The organism is Novosphingobium sp. SG720, from assembly GCF_012275365.1.
Taxonomy (GTDB): Bacteria; Pseudomonadota; Alphaproteobacteria; order Sphingomonadales; family Sphingomonadaceae; genus Novosphingobium; species Novosphingobium rhizosphaerae.
The window spans coordinates 119287-138769 of the sequence record NZ_JAAZQN010000002.1; the positions used below are offsets into that span (position 1 = coordinate 119287).

Below are 19483 nucleotides of genomic sequence, written 5' to 3' on the forward strand. Positions count from 1 at the left end.
CTACCGAACGGAGGGGCTCGCTGATTAAACCAGGTAATTGAGGCTTACATAACCGTCCCGAGCTGCAGCAAGCACGAGCTGGCTTCGAGTCTTTACGCCATAGCGCCGCCGGGCACCTTCAACGTATTCGTGGATCGTACCGGGGCTGAGGCCGAGGATCTTGCCCATTTCCCACTCGGTTTTTCCAGCCGCGATCAATCGAAGACAGTCAATCTGTCGCGGACTGAGGGGGCTGCCATGAGCTTTGACCGCGCGGCCTTTGATCAGAGCGCGTCCTTTCTGAAACGCCATTCCGCCGAAGAGCTGGGCTGCGGTCGCTTCGGAATAGGTGAACGGCCGGTCTTTTGGACGGGCTATGGTGAAAAAGGCACCACGCTCGCCGGGAATGCGGAAGGGTAGCGTATAACCCGTCACGAGCCCGTGAGCACGGCCGCGTTCAAGAACCAAAAGCTGGGCGCGCGTTGGGGCGATCACTTCAGCGATGCGTTCCCAACAAAGGCCGGTGGGACTCCGGATGCTGGCGGCATGAACCGGATCATCGCGATACAGTCGAGCGCTGATGAACTCGTCCACCCAGGATGACGGATAGTTAGTCAACATCAAGCAGTCCGGACGATGTTCGTACAAGTCGCCGTCATCGACGAGCGCAAACCAACGGAATCCAAATTGCTGGATTGCAGCGTCAATCACCGCCGATAGCTGCGCGCTAGTCTCGGCCGCTTCACATGCCCTATCGACTTCCTCAAAGTCCCTTAGCTGTGCCGAATCCAAAGCTTTGGTCATTTGCGATCTCACACAATTACAGGTCGTTCCGTAAATTGGAGGCTTCCAGTGCCAATCGGTTCCATGGCCACGTTTCAGCGCGCTCGCCGCACGCGATCAATATGGGCGATAGCTTTCGACATACGCCGCTCGATCGCTTTTACACTCAGACCGGTCTGATTGGCGATATCCTTATAGCTGACGCCGTCGCGGCGATGAGCGAGAAAGATTGACCGGGTCTTCGGCGACAAACGGGCCAGCGAGGCCTGAAGTCGTTTGAGCTGATCGCGCGCCTCAAGCGCGGCGATCGGATCGTGCCCCGCCACCGGGACCTCGTCGATCGGAACATGCCAAGCCAGCGGACAACGCAGTGCGATCTTGGCCCTGTCTCGGAGCAGATTGGAGGCGATTGTGCTGAGGTAGGCTTCTGGCCGTTCGATCGGCGTGCCATACTTTGCCCGTACGCCGGCGAGCCGTGCGAAACTTTCCTGAACGAGATCGGCCGCGTCCTGCCGCGCTCCGTGGCGCGCGAAGAAGCGAAGCAGTCGCGCACAATGCATGCGATGAAGTTCTCCAAGTCCGATTAGCGAGGTCGTCGGCCCATTCTCGCTGGACAATGAATGGGCGCCGGGCGATGACGCCGACTGGCTGGGGGTGGGGACCATAATCGCGCTCCAAATCGCACCGTCGGCGACCTCCGGCGGCAATTCGGTCGAAGTAGAAAAGGTGTCGGTGATGCTGACAATCCCTCCAAACAGAGGGATTGGCCCTGGGCTTGTGCTGTCGGCCGTGCCTTGGATCCCATCCAGATCGGCGATGACTCGTCCAAAAATCGGTGGCGCCCGCGCGCCGCCACTGACATGCATGGGTGATGTTTGGCCTGTTACAGCTACCCTTCGCCGATCTCCGCTGTCTCGCAGACGACCGCTTCGATCGAGTGCCGCGACCTGACTGGTCGGCCGACGATCCCGGCGAGTGCTTCGTACGCGGCTTTGGCAAGATGTCAGCGCGCAATGCTACGGGCTATGGCCTGATCGGCGAGCGCGGCTATGTCGAGTTCGATCATGCTGTCGCGTTCCCGACACCCGTCCGCCACAAGCAGGATGGTTGGCCTCGGGAAATCCCACTCCTGCTCTGGTTCCGCCGGATGTATTTTGATGGAGACATCGCCGGCCGCTTCGAGTTCGGTTTCATGGCCGACTCCGAAATCGAGCAGGCGTTCTTCGCGGAGAATCCCGAGCTGCGCTATGACCTGACCGAAATCGCACGAACGATCAAAGAGACAAAAGTCGAGATTCGCTCGCCAGACGAATCCCGGACTGAAAGCCGCCTCGATCGGTGCGGCACTGCGTTGGCCCGAGCCTATCTCACGGCCACAACAACGCGGGATGGACTGAAGCGCTATCCGCCTGCCGACCTCGAAGGCCGCTTCCTCTTGCTCGGCCCATCGACTGTCCATCTGCGCGTTCCGGTCACCTTGCCGGTGGTGGAGACAGAGGACCGTCGCCCGATCCTGGAAACTGGCGATGATCGCCTGTTCATCACATCAGCTGCTGGGTCGGCCCGTCGCAACACGGTCGCCGTCCAAATCTCGCCCACGGCGTCGCGTCGCGAACCGTCTACCGAGCGCGCGCGGCGCGTGCTCTTTGCCCACCTAAACGCGATGCTCTTCGCCTATTCGCATTTGGTCAGCGTAACCGATGTCAAGGAGATTGCCCGCCGCCGGCTTCGACTTCGCGACCTGACCGAGAAAATGCTGAAGCGCTTCGAAGATCTGAAGCCCGCTTCGGACAATGCGGAGGACGCGGCGTTTGCGGGGGCAATGGCAGCCTTCAGCGCGGCGCACGCCGGGCGGATCGACGAACTGACGCAGCGGCTACAGAATCTGGCAGATCAAGCCGCTGAGGAAAGCAGGGGCGGAAAGGCGTTCAATTGGGGGAGGTCGCTTTTCGAGCAGATCTTGATCAAATCTGCCGAGGCCATCGCAACGGGAGCGACCTCGATAAAATAGGTTGGGCAGCACCGAATGCTCAGCCCGTCTAGCTCGTGTGGAGCATTCGCTCCGAAACTCGTGCCGTATCAATAGGTGTCAGCCCGGGCTTTGACAAGGGCCGGCAGCTTATCTTTCTCCTTAAGCCGCGGGTTTGGTGATGGGCCCCTCCGCCTCCGACTTAGGTTCGCTTATGATGTTAGTGCTAAATTTGAACGATTGACCACTCTTCCACATCGACAGCATGACCACCGCCAACTTTCTCGCTAGTGCCGTGGTCACGCGCCTATAGTTGCTGCGCTCCCGAAGATTGTCAGCCCAAGCCCGAAGCGGCCCCACTTCGCCCTTCTGCCGCATCATGGCCGCAGCCGCACTTACAAGATGAGTCCGAGTCATGGAGTTCCCCATCTTACTGATCCCCCATCTAACGGAGCTAGTACCGGACTGCTTGAGACGCGGCACCAAACCGAGATACGCTCCGACATCGCCGTTGCGTTTAAATCGTGCCGGGTCTTCCACGCTGCTGTAGAAGGATAGGGCGGTGATCGGCCCCACGCCGGGAATCGTAAGGAAGCGCGAGCATATGGGGTGATCCTTCGCCATGTGCATCAAGGCCCGATCTATCTTCTCCAAGTGCCGCCTGGTCGCCTCACAGATGTCCAGCACCGGAACGATATCATCGGAAAGGTCAAATCCCTCCCGCTCTCGAATATTATTGATTTCGGCCAAGACGTTACGGCGCAGGCTCGTAGCGGAGTAGCACTTATCAAGCTTTCCACCATTGAGGCGGAAAGCGGACCTAATGGCGCCTTCACCTGCCATACGATGCTGTATCAGCTTCTGCCGAAGCATTAGCTTCGAACGAAGGAGTTGGCATTCTATTCCTTTTACCGTCACTTCCGAGACGACGCCCATTCCCAGACGGACTAAGTCCGAGAGGCCGCTTGCATCATTCGGATCTGTCTTGTTTGCTCGAATGGCGAGAAATTTACTGGCTTGCCGAGTATCGAAGACGTGGACCCTGTAGCCATGATCACGTAGTTTTCGGGTTAGGTGGATTCCGGTTGATCCAGCCTCAAGGCCTATCGTCACATGCTCAGGTTGGCCACAGCCGTCGAGAAAGCTGATAACGCCTTCGATTGTCGCTGGCAGCAATGCTTCGGCAATGGGCAATCCTTCGTCGCATTTCGCACAAGCAGCTAATTCGTCAGCGCCTACGTCAAACCCCACCCAAACCCGTCGCTCTACCACAGAATGCCTCGTTACAATGTTTCGCGAGACCCGGCGCCAAGACCTGAATCAAGGTCGAAAAACGCCTTCGTGAAATGGACGGCGTCCGTGCCTCGCGCCCCTTGAGGGGACGGGCCTCATCGCTAGGGTTGGTTAAAAGTGCGTTTAGATCGCGAAACAACGGGGGGGTGTCGCATGACTTGAGCCAGGGTCTTAGCCCTACATGTTCTCGCGCGATCACACCCCCCGCGACCATTCGGCCATTGGCCCTTTATCGAGCCTTTACGCGCACGTCACGCTCGTCGCCAACGGAAGGAGTTATTGTGTGTTCCAGTTCCTATATTCCAAGGCCGCAATGGAGGGAATGATGGAGTACCACATCAGCAGGACGAAGAACGGCGCGACCGACGGCGTCGAAATCTGGAAGGGCAGTCCGTTCGAGGCGGTCAAGAATCATGCCCGTGATGCCGTCGGTCTCGGCCTGGCCGACCGTGTCGAAGTCCGCGACGCATCGCAGATGCTGGTATTTTATTATCCTCGCGTATTTCGGCTGGCCTGACCGATGGTGCACGGCGAACCCCGCGACGCCGCCCAGCGTTCAGGCAGCGCTGACGCGACGGCCGGCGTCCGGTTCGCTGATCACTACCGCAAGGTGACGGACGGACGTCGCGAGTGGCTGAGCGTGCATCTCGCCGCGGGCGCCACTACCCCATTTGGTGAGCGGCTGCTTGAGGCTCTCGCCGCAATCGACATGCGCCTGCCGGGCGCGGGATCCAGATTCGTCGAAGAGCTTGCGGCCATCCGCTACGTGCCTACCCTTGATGACCCGGCAGCTTGGAGGGCCGGCTTCGAACAACTGATTCAAAAGCTCGGTGAGATTCTCGTCGCGCGCGCCTTGTTCGAGGCCGAATGGCCTGAGGGCACAAGCTTCACACTGGAACCGACCAATCCCGTCACCGGTGCCAAGCCAGAGATTCTGATCGACACGCCTGCCCACCAATGGCTGTTCGAGGTCAAGTGCCCCGCTTTTATCGATTATCAGGACCGGCGAGATGCCAACGGCCGGCAATTGCCTGTCAGAGGCCCGCTGGGCAATATGCCAGGCATGCGTGACGGCACCACGCTGCCGCGAGACAACGTGCTCAAGGATTTTCTTGTAAGCGCCGAGCGGAAGTTCCGGGACTTCTCAACCAAGCCCCGCACCGGCCTTTTGGTGGTTCTGTGGGATGGCTACATTTTCGAGATCACATCAGCGCTCAGCCACACCGAGGCCGGCCTGCTCACTGATAAGTCTTGGTATCAGCGCGATGGCATACGAGTGCCTTTTACTGCGGTTGAGGGCGTCATTATTCTCAACCACCTCGAAGTTATCAAGGTCGCCGCGCAGGAGAAATGGCAGGCGCGTCAGGACGATCCCTTCCGCATCGAGACCGTCGGTCAGCCGCCAAACGCGTGGTGTCCCAATCTCGGTCGCGGTGCGCTCGATCCGGATATCGCGCGGTTGTTCAACGCGCACCCGCTCGATGAGGTCGCGTTTGCCGCTGACTACGCCCCCAAGGATTTCGTCATGTGGATTGATCCTGGCGCGGCAGCTCGTGAACACCGCAGAGCTCAGCGAAAGCGTCGACTACTCGGTGGAACATCGACCCTTACGACACACCGCTGAACATCCGTATCCAGTGCGGGGCCCCGCGTCCGGAGCGATTCGAACTCGAACTTCTGTCCCGCCGCTCGACGCGACACGGAAACGCAAGTCTGAAGCCAGCTCTGGCATCGTTCACGCGGAAGCATTTTGCACCGCCTCGATGGCGCCGGAAAGATGATCGTTCCAGGTTGAAAGCGCTGCACGCTTTTCAGGTTTCCAGTCGTGGCGTTGATAAATGCCCGCCACTCCAGATCGCGAGCCACCGACATGGTTGAGCACCGCTTCGGTCACCTCAAACCGGACTCCGAGCCTTTGAAAGCCGGTTGCCAGAGTTCGCCTGAGGTCGTGGAGGCGCCAAGGCGGCATGGAACTGTCGTCGTCCTTGGCAATCGAACTGCCTTTGCCCTTTGAAATCAGCTTATCGAGCTTCGTCTTGCCCTTGTGATAAGCCGTGAAGGCCGCACCGGTCGCCGTTGGAAACACCCTCCCGCGAATTGGCCACTTTTCGCTTCCCGCCACCTTGTCGAGTTCGGACATCGCGAGGTCATTGAGCGGTATGGTGGTCGGCTCGCCGTTCTTCGTCCGATCGCCGGACAGCCGCATCTCACGCTCCCCGCGATCCAACTCCTGCCAGTGAAGCCCGCCGATCTCTTCACGACGCTGGCCGGTAGCAATGAGGAGTCGCACGATCGACCCAAAGCACCGATGGCATTCCGGGGCATGGATCCAGACCCTCGCCAACTCGCTGTCGCTCAGCCAGCGCTCGCGAGGTTTAACGGCTTTCGGCGTTTCCATGCCTTCCATTGGGCTTCTGTCGATGTCGCCACGGCTCACCGCCCATCGAAATAGGCGCCTCAGCACCGCGAACACGTTACGACGATTGGCGGCCTGAGCTGCCGGCATGCTATCGAACACGGCCACCACATCAATGCGCGTGATTGCGGGAAGCGCCTTGTCCCGCAAGACGGGTTTGACGTGTCGCCGAAGTGAGCGCGTTACGAGTGTCGACCAACCTTTCCCTTTGCAATCCGCCGCAAAGCGATCGGCATAGTTGGAAAAGGCAAGGTCGACAGCCTCGCGCCGTCGCTGCTTATCCGATTCGACCGGGTCGATCCCTTGGGCGACGAGGCGGAGGAGTCTCGTCGCCTCCTCGCGAGCGGTGAAGGGCGTCCATGGCGAGCCATGACCGCCGATGGTGTAGCGACGCGTCTTCGCCTCGCGTCCACCCATACGATACTGGACGACATAGGACGCAGAGCCGCCTGCGGTAATCTTGAGTCCGAACCCCTTCAGTTCGTCATCCCAAAGGAAGCCGGTAACAGCCCCAGCCTGGAGAGCATCGAGGGTTCGCTTGGTGATTTTTCCGGTGGCCATGACGAACCTCATGTACCAGAAAAGTAATCACCCAGCAATCACCGGAACGGAAACCGGCGGCGGCGGACGGCGGCGGGTTTCGAACTAAACTACTGAAATATAGTATTTAATGGTGACAAGCTATTGATCTAAATCCGCCGGTAACGGAAGTACCAGATCTCGTGCCCCTGCGCCCGCGCCTTGGCGGCATAGCGGGTTTCGGGCCAGCCGGCGGGCCGCTGCTGGAAATCCTGCGGCCCCTGCGCCAGCCACTGGAACTGGTCGGTGTGGCGGCGCATCACCATCAGCGCGTGGCGCAAGTAGATCGGGTGATCGGTGCCAAAGCGGAATTCCCCGCCGGGCTTCAGCTTGCGGGCGAACAGGTCCACCGGCCCGTCGTTCATCATCCGCCGCTTGGCATGGCGCGCCTTGGGCCAGGGATCGGGATGGAGCAGGTAGAGGAACGACAGCGTGCCATCGGGCACCCGCTCCAGCACTTCCAGTGCATCGCCGTGGTGGATGCGCACATTGCCCAGCGGCGGGTGGGCGCCATTATCGCCATCCACATGGGTCAGCGCCTGGGCCACGCCATTGAGAAACGGTTCGGCGCCGATAAAGCCGTGATCGGGCAAGAGATCGGCGCGATAGGCCATGTGTTCGCCGCCGCCAAAGCCGATCTCGAAATGCAGCGGGCAATCGTGGCCAAACAGGGCCTTGGCGGTAACCGGCCCTTCTGTCGGCACCGCGATCCGCGGCAACAGGGTATCGACCAGGGCTTGCTGCCCCTGGCGCAGGGGCTTGCCCTTGGCGCGGCCGTAGAGTCGGTTGAGCGTGGTCGGATCGCCGGGTTTGTGTGCCGTCATGGGGCGCAGCCGATGGCAGGGGCGCGGGGCCTGGTCAATGCCTGCGGTAAAAACCGCACGGTTTTGCTTGATCTGTGATCGATCTTTGCAAAGATCGGCCATGGTCACCGATCCCACCATTGCCCGCCCGCATACCTACTATTCCGCCAGTCTGGCCAACGACGTGGCTTGGCCGGTGCTGCAAGGTGATCACAGCGCGGACGTAGTCGTCATTGGCGGTGGCTTTACCGGCGTGAACACCGCGCTGGAACTGGCCGAGCGGGGCTTTTCGGTGGTGCTGGTGGAAGCCAACCGCGTCGGCTGGGGCCAGAGCGGGCGCAACGGTGGCCAGGTCACCGGCAGCCTGTCGGGCGAAGGCGAACTGCGCAGGCAATGGAAACGCCGCCTGGGCGCGGAACTCGATGACTTCATCTGGTGGCTGCGCTGGCACGGCCAGGACGTGATCGCCGCGCGCGTCGCGCGCCATGGCATCGACTGCGACCTCAAGCACGGCCACATCCACGCCGCGATGAAGCCGTCGCACATGGCCGAACTGGAAGACACCTTTGCGCAAGGCTGCGCGCGCGGCATGGGCGACGATGTCGTGCTGCTCGATGCCGCCGGCATGCGCGATCACCTGGAAAGCCCGCTCTATTGCGGGGGCCTGCTCAACAGCCGCAACATGCACCTCCACCCCCTCAAGCTGTGCCTGGGGGAAGCGCAGGCAGCCGAGCGGCTGGGCGTGCGGATTTTCGAGGGCTCCCCGGTCCTCGACGTGGTCCACGGCCCGCGCCCGCAAGTGGTCACGGCCCAGGGCCGCGTCACCGCCAACCAGGTGATGATCGCGGGTGACGTCACTCACAAGCTGGAGCGCAAGCGGCTGTCGGGCATGATCTTTCCGGCGGTGGGCGGCATCGTCACCACCGAACCGCTGGGCGAAGCGGCGCAGGCGATCAACCCGCACGACCTGGCCGTCTACGATTGCCGCTTCGTGCTCGATTACTATCGCCTCACCGCCGACGGGCGCCTGCTGTTCGGCGGCGGCGCCAACTACTCGGGCCGCGAATCGCGCTCCTTTGCCGAGGAACTGCGCCCGGCGATCGAGGCCACGTTCCCGCGTCTCAAGGGCGTGAAGATCGACCACGCCTGGTCCTGCGCCATGGGCATCGTGATCAACCGCGCGCCGCAACTGGGCAAGCTGGCCAGCAACGTGTGGTACGCGCAGGGCTATTCCGGCCACGGCGTCGCCACCAGCCACGTCGTGGCCGAAGTCATGGCCGAAGCCATTGCCGGCACGATGGAACGCTTCGACGTCTTCGCCGCGCTCAAGCCCGTGCGCCTGCCCCTGGGCGACCTGCTGGGCAACCCGCTGCTCACGCTCGGCATGCGCTGGTATCTGCTGCTGGAGAAGTTCCGCTAGGCGTTTGGACGGGGCGCGCGGTGGGTTTCACCCCTATCTCCGCGATTCCGCGTGAATCCATTTGGCACGCGGAGTCGCGGAGCGGCTCGGTAGGGCAGCTACCCGAGATCGTGCCCTAGAAGGTACCGCTTCCGACTCCGTCCTAAAATGACTTGATCTGTGACCATGCATACCACTTAAATTGGCCATGACCGACGACATGTCCGACGAAGATGAAGACCGCTGGTGCGCCGAGCAGCGAGCCAACGTCATAGCTTATCTTGCTGGCGAAAAATGCGCCTCGACAAGTGTGGGCGAATGGCCTGCTTGGTATATGCCGCCGCTCTTATCGGTGTGGGCCGTTGAAAGCGCAGAACGTCCCGGTTCGGTCGGATGGTGGGCAATATCCGGTGATTTTCCAACAGACTACACGGAATGTCGTGGCGAGCGTCACCCACGACAAGGCTTGCGTGACATCGGGCGGCGATGGCAGATTGCTGCGGAACAATGGCTAAAGGGGGAAACTGCCCAAAGCTGGCGATTGGGCGACGGCAAGCGCCATGCAGAGCTGGCCCCTCTGCTTGCCGCGCGCGCGAAAATGTTCCTGGAGATCGCGGAGGATGACGCGATCTGGGACGAGTAAATCGCGTCCGCTCTGCCAATTGTTCGGTCATATCCAGCTATTGCCAGGAGGTCCGATAGCGGCCGGCTGCTCTCGGCCCCAGAAGGCAACGTCCCACCACTTTCACCCCCACACCCTCGTCATTCCCGCGCAGGCAGGAATCCAGATTCCGAGGTGGCATCAAAAAGCGGATGGTTGTCCTTGTCGCGGGGTTGCCACTGGATTCCCGCCTGCGCGGGAATGACGAAGTTGTAGGCGGCCCAGACAACTTGCGCCACCCAACACACATACAGGCCGTCAGCCGCGCCCCATCGAGTCCACCCACTGCCCACCAATGTTACACGTGAAACACCAAACGAAAACGGCCCGTCGTGGGAACGGGCCGCTTCGGGATTGTTTGCTGGGGTAGAGTGTCAGGCCGCTTCGATGGCCGACATGTCGTCGGGATCGCGCAGCACATAGCCGCGGCCCCAGACGGTTTCGATGTAGTTCTCGCCGCCGCAGGCGTGGGCCAGTTTCTTGCGCAGCTTGCAGATGAACACGTCGATGATCTTGAGTTCCGGCTCGTCCATCCCGCCATAGAGATGGTTGAGGAACATTTCCTTGGTCAGCGTGGTGCCCTTGCGCAGCGAGAGCAGTTCCAGCATCGCGTATTCCTTGCCGGTCAGGTGCACGCGCGCGGCGTCCACTTCCACCGTCTTGGCATCGAGATTGACCGAAAGCTTGCCGGTGCGGATGACCGACTGCGAATGGCCCTTGGACCGGCGCACCACGGCGTGGATGCGGGCGATCAGCTCTTCGCGGTGGAAGGGCTTGGTCACATAGTCGTCGGCGCCGAAGCCGAACGAGCGGACCTTGGAGTCCATTTCCGAAATGCCCGAAAGGATCAGCACCGGCGTCTGCACTTTGGCGACGCGCAGCTTCTTGAGCACGTCGTACCCGTGCATGTCGGGCAGGTTCAGGTCGAGCAGGATGATATCGTAGTCATACAGCTTGCCGAGATCGAGGCCTTCCTCCCCCAGGTCGGTGGAGTAGACATTGAACCCTTCGGCCGTCAGCATCAATTCGATGGCCTTGGCCGTTGCCGGCTCGTCCTCGATCAGCAGCACGCGCATGGATCAGCCCCTTCTTGCCATTCCCCTGGCACCAGCCTCTGCGAATTGAGGCGCGTGCCCGTCATTAACCATAGGACCAATGAACATGAAAGGTTAATTTAACGTAAGCACAGGTCCCGTGTCGGTCGGCATTAACCAGCAGGCATGGCGGGCAACGCCGAATTATTCGCTCTTGCGCAAACGGCGTACCTTAATGCCCCCCAAGGCCATCGGCGATACTGTCTGCTTTGCCCAATCGTAAGTCCACAGGGTTAACGATTTTTTCCAATACCCATCGGGAAAAACGCCCATTCCGGAGTAGATCGGCGCTAAAATCGCTCAATCCGTCACGATTCCCAGGCGCGCCGCGGCATCGCGCAGCTTTTGCGCGTTGGCCGGCTGCCCGCGGAACGCGGCCAGGCCCTTGTCCAGCGCCTTGACCGCATCGTCACGCCGCCCCTGCTGCACGCGGCTGCGAATCAACAAGATCCAGCCATCGACATTGGCCGGATTGCGCGCCAGCCGGGCTTCCAGGCCATCCACCATGCCGCGCGCCATGGCATCGCGCGCACCGCTGCCGGCGGGCGTGCCCGACACGATCTTGAGTTCGGCATTGGCGGGCCCGGGCAGTGCACCCTTCTTGTGGTCCTTCGCGCCGTCCTTTGCCCCGCCCTTGGTCTTGTCGGGCTTGGGCAGGCGCGCCTGGGCATCGGCAATCGCCAGGCGCTTTTCCACTTCGATATGGTGGCGCTTGCCCACCGAGCGGATCACGCTGCGGATATCGCTGGCATAGGGCGCATCGGGCGGCGTCTCGCTCAACTGGGCAAACCAGGCGCGCAGCGCGCGGCGGTGCTGCCCGGCCAGATCGAGTGAGAGCGCCTTGAAGTAACGCGCGCGGGCATTCTTGGGATCGCGCGCCAGAGCGTGGTCGAAAGCCAGGCGCGCGGCGCGCGGCATCTTGCCTTCGCGGCGCGAGGCCATGACCAGCGCCTCGCCCAGGAACGAAAAGGTTTCGGCATGATCGGCATCGAGCCAGGTGGCCCGGCGCAGCGCGCGCGCCGCATCCTTGTAGCGTTCGTTCTGGAAATAGGCCCAACCCAGCATGCGCCAGCCCTGCACGTCTTCGGGATCGTCCTTCAGCCGCTGTTCCATCCGCGCGATGGTATCGTCCACCACCGGCGATGGTTCGGGGCTGGGGGTGGGATCGGGCGTGGCATCCGCTGCGCTGGCGGCCGGCGTGCCGGTCGGCGCCGTGCTGGCATCGGGCACGGGCACGGGCATGCCGCTATCCAGCACCACCGGCACCACTTCGGGGCGCGGTGGCCCGGCCTCGGCCGCCACCAGTTCGGCCGGGCGCTCCAGGCGATAGATGCCGATGCCGCCGCCCACGATCGCCGCCACCGTCAGAACCCCGATCGCCACGCCACGCCACACCGGCGGTTGCGGCCCGCCGGCAGGAGGAGTCTCGTCGGTCTGGTTCATCGTGTCGTCCCTCATGCCGGGGTTCCCCGGCCCTTTCCGCGCCGCCGCATTATCTTGGGCATGCCCCCCCGGTCAACGCAAGCCGGTCAACGAACCCCGGCCAGGGCTTTTTGGCGGCGCCGCTGCACCGAACTGCCCAGGCCGATCGCCTCGCGATACTTGGCCACGGTGCGCCGCGCCAGATCGAACCCGCGCGCCTTGAGCAGATCGACCAGGGCATCGTCGGACAGGATCGCCTTGGGGTCCTCGCCGTCGATCAGCTGGCGAATCGCGGCCTTCACCGCTTCGGCCGAAACCCCTTCGCCATCGGTCCCCGCCACGCCGGAGGTGAAGAAATACTTCAATTCGAACGTGCCGCGCCGGCAATGCAGGTACTTGTTCGACGTCACCCGGCTGATCGTGCTTTCGTGCATCTGCACCGCCTCGGCCACAGTGCGTAGTGTCAGCGGGCGCAAATGCGAGACGCCGTGGCGGAAAAAGCCGTCCTGCTGCTTCACGATCTCGGCCGCCACTTTGAGGATGGTCTTCTGCCGCTGATCCAGCGCTTTCACCAGCCAGTTGGCATCGGCCAGCTTTTCGCCCAGCCAGGCCCGCGCCGCCTTGCCCACGCAAGAGCGGCGCATTTCGACGTAATAGCTGCGATTGATCAGCACCCGTGGCAGCGTGGCGGGATTGAGGCTGATCGCCCAGCCGCCGTCGGGCGCCGGGCCGATGAGAATGTCGGGGCTGATCGCCTCGGCCGGGCCGCTGCCGAAACGCAACCCCGGCTTGGGATCATAGCCGCGCAATTCGGCCAGCATGTCGGCAAAGTCTTCCTCGTCCACCCCGCACAGGCGGCGCAGGCGGGCCAGTTCGCCACGGCCCAGCAGTTCCAGGTTGTCGAGCAGGCGGGCCATGATCGGATCATAGCGATCCGCCTCGCGCGCCTGCAGCGCCAGGCATTCGCCCAGGCTGCGCGCACCAACACCGGTGGGATCGAGCGACTGGACGAGCGCCAGCGCCTGTTCCACCAGCGCCAGGGGCACGCCCAGCGCCTCGGCCACTTCGGGCAGGCTCATGCGCAGATAGCCGGTCTCGTCCAACTGGTCGATCAGCCAGCGCGCCACGAACAGCGCCCTGGCGTCGGACGTGGTCACCCCGATCTGGCCATGCAGATGCTCGGCCAGCGAGGCTGCCCCGCTCGCGCGCTCGTCGATATCCGGGCCTTCGCCACCGCCGCCGGTCTCGGCGCCGATGCTGCCTTCGCCCAGGCCCGGCGCCGGGCTTGCAAGGCCGCCGTCACCGGTGTCGCGATCAAGATCGAGCGCAGCAGTGTCGATATCGAGCGGACGATCTTCTGCCGCACGGCCTTCGCCCACCAGCTGGTCCACCGGGCTCGATTCCAGATGGGTGCGGCGCCCCTCTTCGGGCACGCCGTCCTCGCCGCCGGGCAGCGCCGGCGCTGTATCGCCGATTTCCAGCAGCGGGTTGGCATCCAGCGCTTCGCCGATGAACGTCTCGACCTCGAGATTCGACAGCGCCAGCAGCTTGATCGCTTGCTGCAACTGCGGCGTCATCACCAGCGATTGCGACTGGCGGATATCGAGGCGAGGACCAAGGGCCATGGCCGGCCGTGTTAGGCGCGTATGGTAAAGGGAATGCGAAAGGCGCCACGCCTCACAGCGTAAAGCCCTCGCCCAGATAGAGCCGGCGCACGTTGGGATCGGCCACCAGCGCTTCGGGGCTGCCGGCAAACAGCACCTGCCCGCCATAGATGATGCAGGCGCGATCGACGATATCGAGCGTTTCGCGCACGTTGTGGTCGGTGATCAGCACGCCGATGCCGCGCTTCTTCAAGTCCTTCACCAGATCGCGGATATCGCTGATCGAGAGCGGGTCGATCCCGGCAAAGGGTTCGTCGAGCAGGATGATCGAAGGCCGTGCGGCCAGCGCGCGGGCGATTTCACAGCGCCGCCGCTCACCGCCCGAAAGCGCCATGGCCGGGCTCGTGCGCAGCCGGGTCAGGCTGAATTCGTCGAGCAAGCGGTCCAGTTCGGCCACGCGGGTGGCCTTGTCCGGCTCCACCAGTTCCAGCACGGTGGCGATGTTCTGTTCCACCGTCATGCCGCGAAAGATCGAGGTTTCCTGCGGCAGATAGCCCAGCCCCAGCACCGAGCGGCGGTACATCGGCAGCTTGGTGATATCCACGCCATCGAGCAGGATGCGGCCCGAATCCGGCCGCACCAGCCCCATGATCGAATAAAAGCAGGTGGTCTTGCCCGCGCCATTGGGGCCGAGCAGGCCGAGCACTTCGCCCTTGCCCACCGACAGCGAAATGTCGGTTAGGACCGCCCGCTTGTCATAGGACTTGGCGATGGACACCACCTCTAGCCCGCCCTGCGGAATGGGCACGGCGGCGGAACCAGGCGCCGATGCAGGCGCGAGCGCAGAGGAAGAGCCAGTCATGCCCCACCCATAGCCGGGTCCGGCGCCAGGGCAAAGCCCAAGCCGTTGTCCTTGGCAAGGTTCGTGCATGGGATGGGCCATCCGGCACATCGGCGCCCGCGCCTATCCGGGCCTTTCCTTATGGCCAATCCCTATCGCTTCGGCCCTTTTCCCCAGGTGGGACAGCGCGGCGTGCAGGGCCCTTGCGCCGGGGCGAGGGCCATGGTGTTATGCAACCCACACCATTGGCGCATGAGAGGGGCCATCATGGGCACAACCGGGTCTTTCATCCCCGCGCGCACATCGGAAAGCGAGCGCGCCATCAGGATCGAAGCGGCGCACAAGCGCATCAGCAACGCCGTGGCCTATGGGCTGATGGTCTATACCGCTTTGCAGATCTTCCTGACGATGCGGGCGCTGGAAGAGGCCGACAACACGCTGCTGCCGATGCTGGCGCTGGTGGCATTGGTCGGCGCGATCATCCCGCTCTACCGCCGCATGGAAAAGAAATGGGACGCAACGGCCCTGCGCCTGGTCGATGATCCGGCCGCCCTGGCCCAGGCGCTGACGCGTGCCCGGTTGACCATCTGGGCCGTGTCGATCGGCCTGCCGTTGCTGGTTACCGTGGTGATCGAAGGCCTCTTGGCCCTTATAGCAGGTTGATGGGCGGCTGATTGCCGCCGCCTCCCCCAACGGCTAGGAGCAGCGCAGCCCGGCCATAGGCGGCCGGCCAAGCTGGAGTACGCCGATGTTGACCCCCGCCCAGGCCCAGGAGCGTTGCCAGGCCTTGATCGACCGTGCCGCCCGCGCCGGGGCGCAGGCAGGCGATGCGGTGTACCTTGCCAGCGGGTCGGAAAGCGTGAGCGTGCGCCTGGGGGCGCTGGAAGACGTGGAGCGCTCCGAATCCGAACATATCGGCTTGCGCGTGTTCGTCGATGGCGCCTCGGCCTCGATCGGTTCAACCGACCTTGGCGATGCCGCGCTCGATGAACTGGCCGCGCGCGCCGTGGCCATGGCCCGCGCCGCGCCCGCCGATCGCTTTGCCGGCCTCGCCGACGAGACCCTGCTGGCACGCGGCCCCTTCCCCGATCTGGAATTGGACGATCCGGCCGAACCGGCGCCGGCCGATCTGCGCCGCCTGGCGCAGGAAGCCGAAGACGCCGCCCGCGCCGTGCCCGGCGTGACCAACAGCGAGGGCGGCAGCGCCAGCAGCGGGCGCGGCGTGGTGGCGCTCGCCACCAGCCACGGCTTTGCCGGTGCCTATGCCGCCAGCAGCCACTCGGTCTCGGCCAGCGTGATCGCGGGTGAAGGCGGCGCCTTGCAGCGTGACTATGCCTGGGCCAGCACGCGCTTTGTCGAAGACTTGCGTGCCGCCGCCGACATCGGTCGCGAAGCGGGCGAGCGTGCCGTCGCGCGGCTGGGCCCCGGCCGCGTGAAAAGCGGCGCGGTGCCGGTGGTGTTCGATCCGCGCGTGGGCGGTTCGCTGGTCGGCCATCTGCTCGGCGCCATCTCGGGTTCGGCGATTGCCCGCCGCGCGAGCTTCCTCCTGGGCAAGGATGGCGCGCAGATCTTCGATACGGGCGTGACGATCACCGACGATCCGCTGCGCCGGCGCGGGCTGCGCTCCCGCCCGTTCGATGGCGAAGGCCTACCCACCGCCCCGCGCAAGCTGGTCGATGCCGGCCGCCTCACCGGCTGGCTGATGGACAGCGCCGCCGCCCGCCAATTGGGCGCCGCGCCCACCGGCCACGCCTCGCGCGGGGGATCGGGCGCGCCGCATGTGACGGCGGGCAACCTGGTGATCGAACCGGGCAAAGTGACGCGCGCGCAGTTGATCGCCGATATCGCCGATGGCGTCTATGTCACCGAACTGATCGGCCACGGCGTCAATGGCGTGACCGGCGATTACAGCCGGGGCGCGGCCGGGTTCCGCATCGTCAACGGCGAAATCGCCGGCCCGATCGCGGAATTCACCGTCGCCGGCAACCTGCTCGACATGTTCGCCGCGCTGGTCCCGGCCGACGACCTCAAGATCGAACGCGGCATCGACGTGCCCACCCTGCGCATCGACGGCATGAGCGTGGCGGGGGACTGAAGGCGCGCTACCCGCGCGCGCCATCGCGCGCCATGCCCAGCGCCATGCGCTCCAGCACGTCGCCCATCGCCTGCGCCAGCTCGGCATCGGCCGGCGCCACATCGGCAATCGCGCGACGCATCGCTTGCGCCCATTGACCGGCCGTTTCCTGGTCGATCGGAAAGGGGCTGTGCAGCGACATCATGCACTTGCCCGGATTGGCCTGCCACCAATCGCGCGGGCCGCCGCACCAGCCGGCCAGGAAGCTGGGCAGCGCGGCGCGCATCGGCGCCAGGTCGGCCGCGTGCATCGCGCGCAAGGCGGCATAAGCCGGATCGCTTTCCATCAGGTCATAGAACCGGTCGGTGATGCGGCGCAGGGCGGCATGGCCACCGATGCGTTCGAACGGGGTAGCAAGCGTGGCTTCGGCAGAGGCTGCCATGATGGGCCTTTCGCGCAAGGGATGGGATGCTTGTCCCTATCGCCGCGCGCGGGCAGCCGCGTTGACCGGTATCAATCCGCCACCAGGCCGCGCAAGGTATCCAGGCGGTCCGCCTCGTGCGCGGGCTTGTCGGCACGGATGCGGTGGATGCGCGGGAAACGCATGGCCAGGCCAGACTTGTGCCGTTTGCTGGCATGGACCGAATCGAACGCCACTTCCAGCACCAGGCTGCGATCCACCTCGCGCACCGGGCCAAAGCGGTTGACGGTGTGCTGCCGCACGAAGCGATCCAGCCATTTGAGTTCCTCGTCGGTGAACCCGAAATAGGCCTTGCCCACCGGCAGCAGGTCTGCCCCGGCATCGGGATCGCCGTCCCAGCAACCAAAGGTGAAATCGGAATAGAACGACGATCGCTTGCCACTGCCCCGCTGCGCATACATCAGCACGCAGTCGATCAGCAGCGGATCGCGCTTCCACTTGTACCACAGACCGGTGCGGCGCCCCGCCACATAGGGCGCATCGCGGCGCTTGAGCATCACCCCCTCGATCGCGTCGTCGCGCGCGCGGGCGCGAATTTCGCCAAGCTCATCGAGGGTTTCTGCCGCGATCACCGGCGAAATGTCGAACCGCGCGGGGTCCAGCCGGGGCACTAGGTCTTCCAGCGCCGCGCGCCGCGCTTCCCAGCCCAGCGGGCGCAAGTCTTCGCCTTCCAGCAGCAACACGTCATAAAGCCGCACGAACGCGGGATATTCGGCCAGCATCGCCTTGCTCACGCTTTTGCGCCCGAGCCTTTGCTGCAACGCGTTGAAACTGGCCGCGCCGCCCGCTTCGCCGCCTTGATGGCTGCCACGCACCAGCAATTCGCCGTCGAGCACCGCTGGCACGCGCAACGCATCGGTCATTTCGGGAAAACTGGCGGAGATATCGTCGCCCCCGCGCGAATAGAGCCGAGACTGCCCGCCGTCTTGGCCGGGCACATGAACCAGTTGAACGCGAATGCCGTCCCATTTCCATTCGGCGGCAAAGGCGCTCAGGTCCACAACCGTCTCTTCCAGCGGCTGGGCCAGCATGAACGGGCGGAACAGCGGCAAGCTTTGCGCGTCGGGCGGCGGCGCGCCATCGGCGGCCCAGGCAAACAGGTCGGCATAGGGCGGCGCCTGGCCGTGCCACAGCTCCTCCACCGCCTCCACATCCACGCCAAAGGCTTGGGCAAACGCCACTTTGGCCAGCCGCGCGGACAGGCCGATGCGCATCGCCCCGGTCGCCAGCTTGAGCAGGGCATAGCGCCCATTGGCATCGAGCCGGTCGAGCAGCCCGGCTAGCCGCTCCGCCGCCGTGGCGCGGGTCGCGCCGGCCAACGTTTCCACCACCTCGGTCACACTGGGCGGGGGTGGCTGGGGCGCATGCGGTTCTGGCCAAAGCAGGCTGGCCGTTTCCGCCGTATCGCCCACATAATCGCGCGACAGGCGCCACAGCACTTCGTCCACCCGCGCATCGAGCAGGCCGCGCACGGTACCGGCCTTCACCGCCGGAAAATCCAGCCCATCGGTCAATGCTGCCAGCGCCCAGCCGCGATCGGGATCGGGCGTGGTGCGCAGGTAGTCGGCCAGCAATGCCAGCTTGCCGTTGCGCGATCGGGTATAGACCAGGCCATCGACGAGCGCGGCAAAGCGTTCCATGTCAGGCCCTCCCCCGCTTGGAAGTTAAGCCGAATTCATTGGCCGCACCGCCGCGCGCGGTGGTATGGCCAGGGCTCACAGCCAGGAAACGCATATGACCCAGCGTCTTGCCACCATTGCCCTGCTTTCGCTGCCCGCCGCCCTGATGGCCGCGGCGCCCGCCCATGCGGCCGAACCCACCGTGCCGGCGAGCCAGTCCACGCCCGCCACCGCACCCACCACTGGCACCCGCTTCACGCTCGATACGCCGATCGCCACCCTGGTGGCCGATGCGCAGGCCAAGGCGGTGATCGACAAGGATCTGCCTGGCCTTGCCAGCCATCCGCAGTTCGAGAGCTTCAAGAGCATGAGCCTCAAGGACCTGTCGGGCTTTGCCCCCGACAAGCTCACGCCCGAAGTGCTGGGCAAGGTGCAGACGGACCTCGCCGCCCTGCATTGAGGCGCG

General features: G+C 64.0%; 19 protein-coding genes. 8 read left to right on the top strand and 11 right to left on the bottom strand.

The window, feature by feature from the left end; genetic code table 11:
• Window positions 1-24: 24 nt before the first annotated feature.
• Window positions 25-783 (bottom strand): LuxR family transcriptional regulator, encoded by a 759-nt coding sequence (locus FHW94_RS09920; protein WP_168555681.1) that lies wholly within the window; start codon window positions 781-783, stop codon window positions 25-27.
• 74 nt (window positions 784-857) lie between these two features.
• Window positions 858-1628 carry a sigma-70 family RNA polymerase sigma factor gene (locus tag FHW94_RS09925; protein ID WP_246866055.1) on the bottom strand — a complete coding sequence of 257 codons (771 nt, stop codon included), beginning with the start codon at window positions 1626-1628 and terminating at the stop codon, window positions 858-860.
• A gap of 5 nt (window positions 1629-1633) precedes the next feature.
• Here FHW94_RS09925 and FHW94_RS09930 point away from each other — a divergent pair, with 5 nt between their 5' ends.
• A complete protein-coding gene (locus FHW94_RS09930) occupies window positions 1634-2773 on the top strand; it encodes a hypothetical protein (RefSeq protein WP_168555682.1) in 1140 nt (379 codons plus the stop codon).
• Window positions 2774-2893: 120 nt separating this feature from the next.
• On the opposite strand, the gene FHW94_RS09935 is transcribed toward FHW94_RS09930, so the two are convergent.
• A complete protein-coding gene (locus tag FHW94_RS09935; RefSeq protein WP_210425599.1) occupies window positions 2894-4003 on the bottom strand; it encodes an IS110 family transposase in 1110 nt (369 codons plus the stop codon).
• A 202-nt stretch (window positions 4004-4205) separates the two neighbouring features.
• Here FHW94_RS09935 and FHW94_RS09940 point away from each other — a divergent pair, with 202 nt between their 5' ends.
• Together FHW94_RS09940 and FHW94_RS09945 are read left to right on the top strand one after the other, a co-directional pair.
• A complete protein-coding gene (locus FHW94_RS09940) occupies window positions 4206-4541 on the top strand; it encodes a hypothetical protein (RefSeq protein WP_168555684.1) in 336 nt (111 codons plus the stop codon).
• A 3-nt stretch (window positions 4542-4544) separates the two neighbouring features.
• Window positions 4545-5648: a hypothetical protein gene (locus FHW94_RS09945; protein ID WP_168555685.1), complete on the top strand. Its 1104-nt coding sequence runs from the start codon at window positions 4545-4547 to the stop codon at window positions 5646-5648.
• Window positions 5649-5759: 111 nt separating this feature from the next.
• On the opposite strand, the gene FHW94_RS09950 is transcribed toward FHW94_RS09945, so the two are convergent.
• A complete protein-coding gene (locus FHW94_RS09950) occupies window positions 5760-7001 on the bottom strand; it encodes an integrase family protein (protein ID WP_168555686.1) in 1242 nt (413 codons plus the stop codon).
• Between the two features lie 128 nt (window positions 7002-7129).
• Window positions 7130-7843 carry a tRNA (guanine(46)-N(7))-methyltransferase TrmB gene (locus FHW94_RS09955; RefSeq protein WP_168555687.1) on the bottom strand — a complete coding sequence of 238 codons (714 nt, stop codon included), beginning with the start codon at window positions 7841-7843 and terminating at the stop codon, window positions 7130-7132.
• 100 nt (window positions 7844-7943) lie between these two features.
• Between FHW94_RS09955 and FHW94_RS09960 the strand changes: the two genes are divergently transcribed.
• Window positions 7944-9242, top strand: a complete 1299-nt coding sequence (locus FHW94_RS09960) for an FAD-binding oxidoreductase (protein WP_168555688.1) — start codon at window positions 7944-7946, stop codon at window positions 9240-9242.
• A gap of 199 nt (window positions 9243-9441) precedes the next feature.
• Entirely contained in the window at window positions 9442-9864 is a 423-nt protein-coding gene (locus tag FHW94_RS09965) for a DUF4826 family protein (RefSeq protein WP_168555689.1), read from the top strand.
• Between the two features lie 392 nt (window positions 9865-10256).
• Here the strand turns inward: FHW94_RS09965 and ctrA are convergent, their stop codons facing one another.
• From ctrA to lptB, 4 genes are all read right to left on the bottom strand, one after another.
• Window positions 10257-10958 carry a response regulator transcription factor CtrA gene (gene ctrA / locus FHW94_RS09970; protein WP_110764144.1) on the bottom strand — a complete coding sequence of 234 codons (702 nt, stop codon included), beginning with the start codon at window positions 10956-10958 and terminating at the stop codon, window positions 10257-10259.
• Window positions 10959-11276: 318 nt separating this feature from the next.
• Window positions 11277-12434: a tetratricopeptide repeat protein gene (locus FHW94_RS09975; RefSeq protein ID WP_168555690.1), complete on the bottom strand. Its 1158-nt coding sequence runs from the start codon at window positions 12432-12434 to the stop codon at window positions 11277-11279.
• A gap of 71 nt (window positions 12435-12505) precedes the next feature.
• Window positions 12506-14023, bottom strand: coding sequence for an RNA polymerase factor sigma-54 (gene rpoN, locus FHW94_RS09980; protein WP_168555691.1), 1518 nt, complete (start codon window positions 14021-14023; stop codon window positions 12506-12508).
• A 52-nt stretch (window positions 14024-14075) separates the two neighbouring features.
• Window positions 14076-14864, bottom strand: a complete 789-nt coding sequence (gene lptB, locus FHW94_RS09985) for an LPS export ABC transporter ATP-binding protein (RefSeq protein WP_168555692.1) — start codon at window positions 14862-14864, stop codon at window positions 14076-14078.
• A 246-nt stretch (window positions 14865-15110) separates the two neighbouring features.
• Between lptB and FHW94_RS09990 the strand changes: the two genes are divergently transcribed.
• Together FHW94_RS09990 and FHW94_RS09995 are read left to right on the top strand one after the other, a co-directional pair.
• Window positions 15111-15506: a hypothetical protein gene (locus tag FHW94_RS09990; RefSeq protein ID WP_168555693.1), complete on the top strand. Its 396-nt coding sequence runs from the start codon at window positions 15111-15113 to the stop codon at window positions 15504-15506.
• Window positions 15507-15591: 85 nt separating this feature from the next.
• The gene (locus tag FHW94_RS09995; RefSeq protein ID WP_168555694.1) at window positions 15592-16938 is read left to right on the top strand and encodes a TldD/PmbA family protein; all 1347 of its coding nucleotides are present in this window, start codon (window positions 15592-15594) and stop codon (window positions 16936-16938) included.
• Between the two features lie 7 nt (window positions 16939-16945).
• On the opposite strand, the gene FHW94_RS10000 is transcribed toward FHW94_RS09995, so the two are convergent.
• A complete protein-coding gene (locus FHW94_RS10000) occupies window positions 16946-17359 on the bottom strand; it encodes a group II truncated hemoglobin (RefSeq protein ID WP_168555695.1) in 414 nt (137 codons plus the stop codon).
• Between the two features lie 71 nt (window positions 17360-17430).
• Window positions 17431-19038, bottom strand: a complete 1608-nt coding sequence (locus tag FHW94_RS10005; RefSeq protein ID WP_168555696.1) for a cisplatin damage response ATP-dependent DNA ligase — start codon at window positions 19036-19038, stop codon at window positions 17431-17433.
• 94 nt (window positions 19039-19132) lie between these two features.
• Between FHW94_RS10005 and FHW94_RS10010 the strand changes: the two genes are divergently transcribed.
• Complete coding sequence (locus tag FHW94_RS10010; RefSeq protein WP_168555697.1) at window positions 19133-19477, top strand: hypothetical protein; 345 nt, start codon at window positions 19133-19135, stop codon at window positions 19475-19477.
• Window positions 19478-19483: the final 6 nt, after the last annotated feature.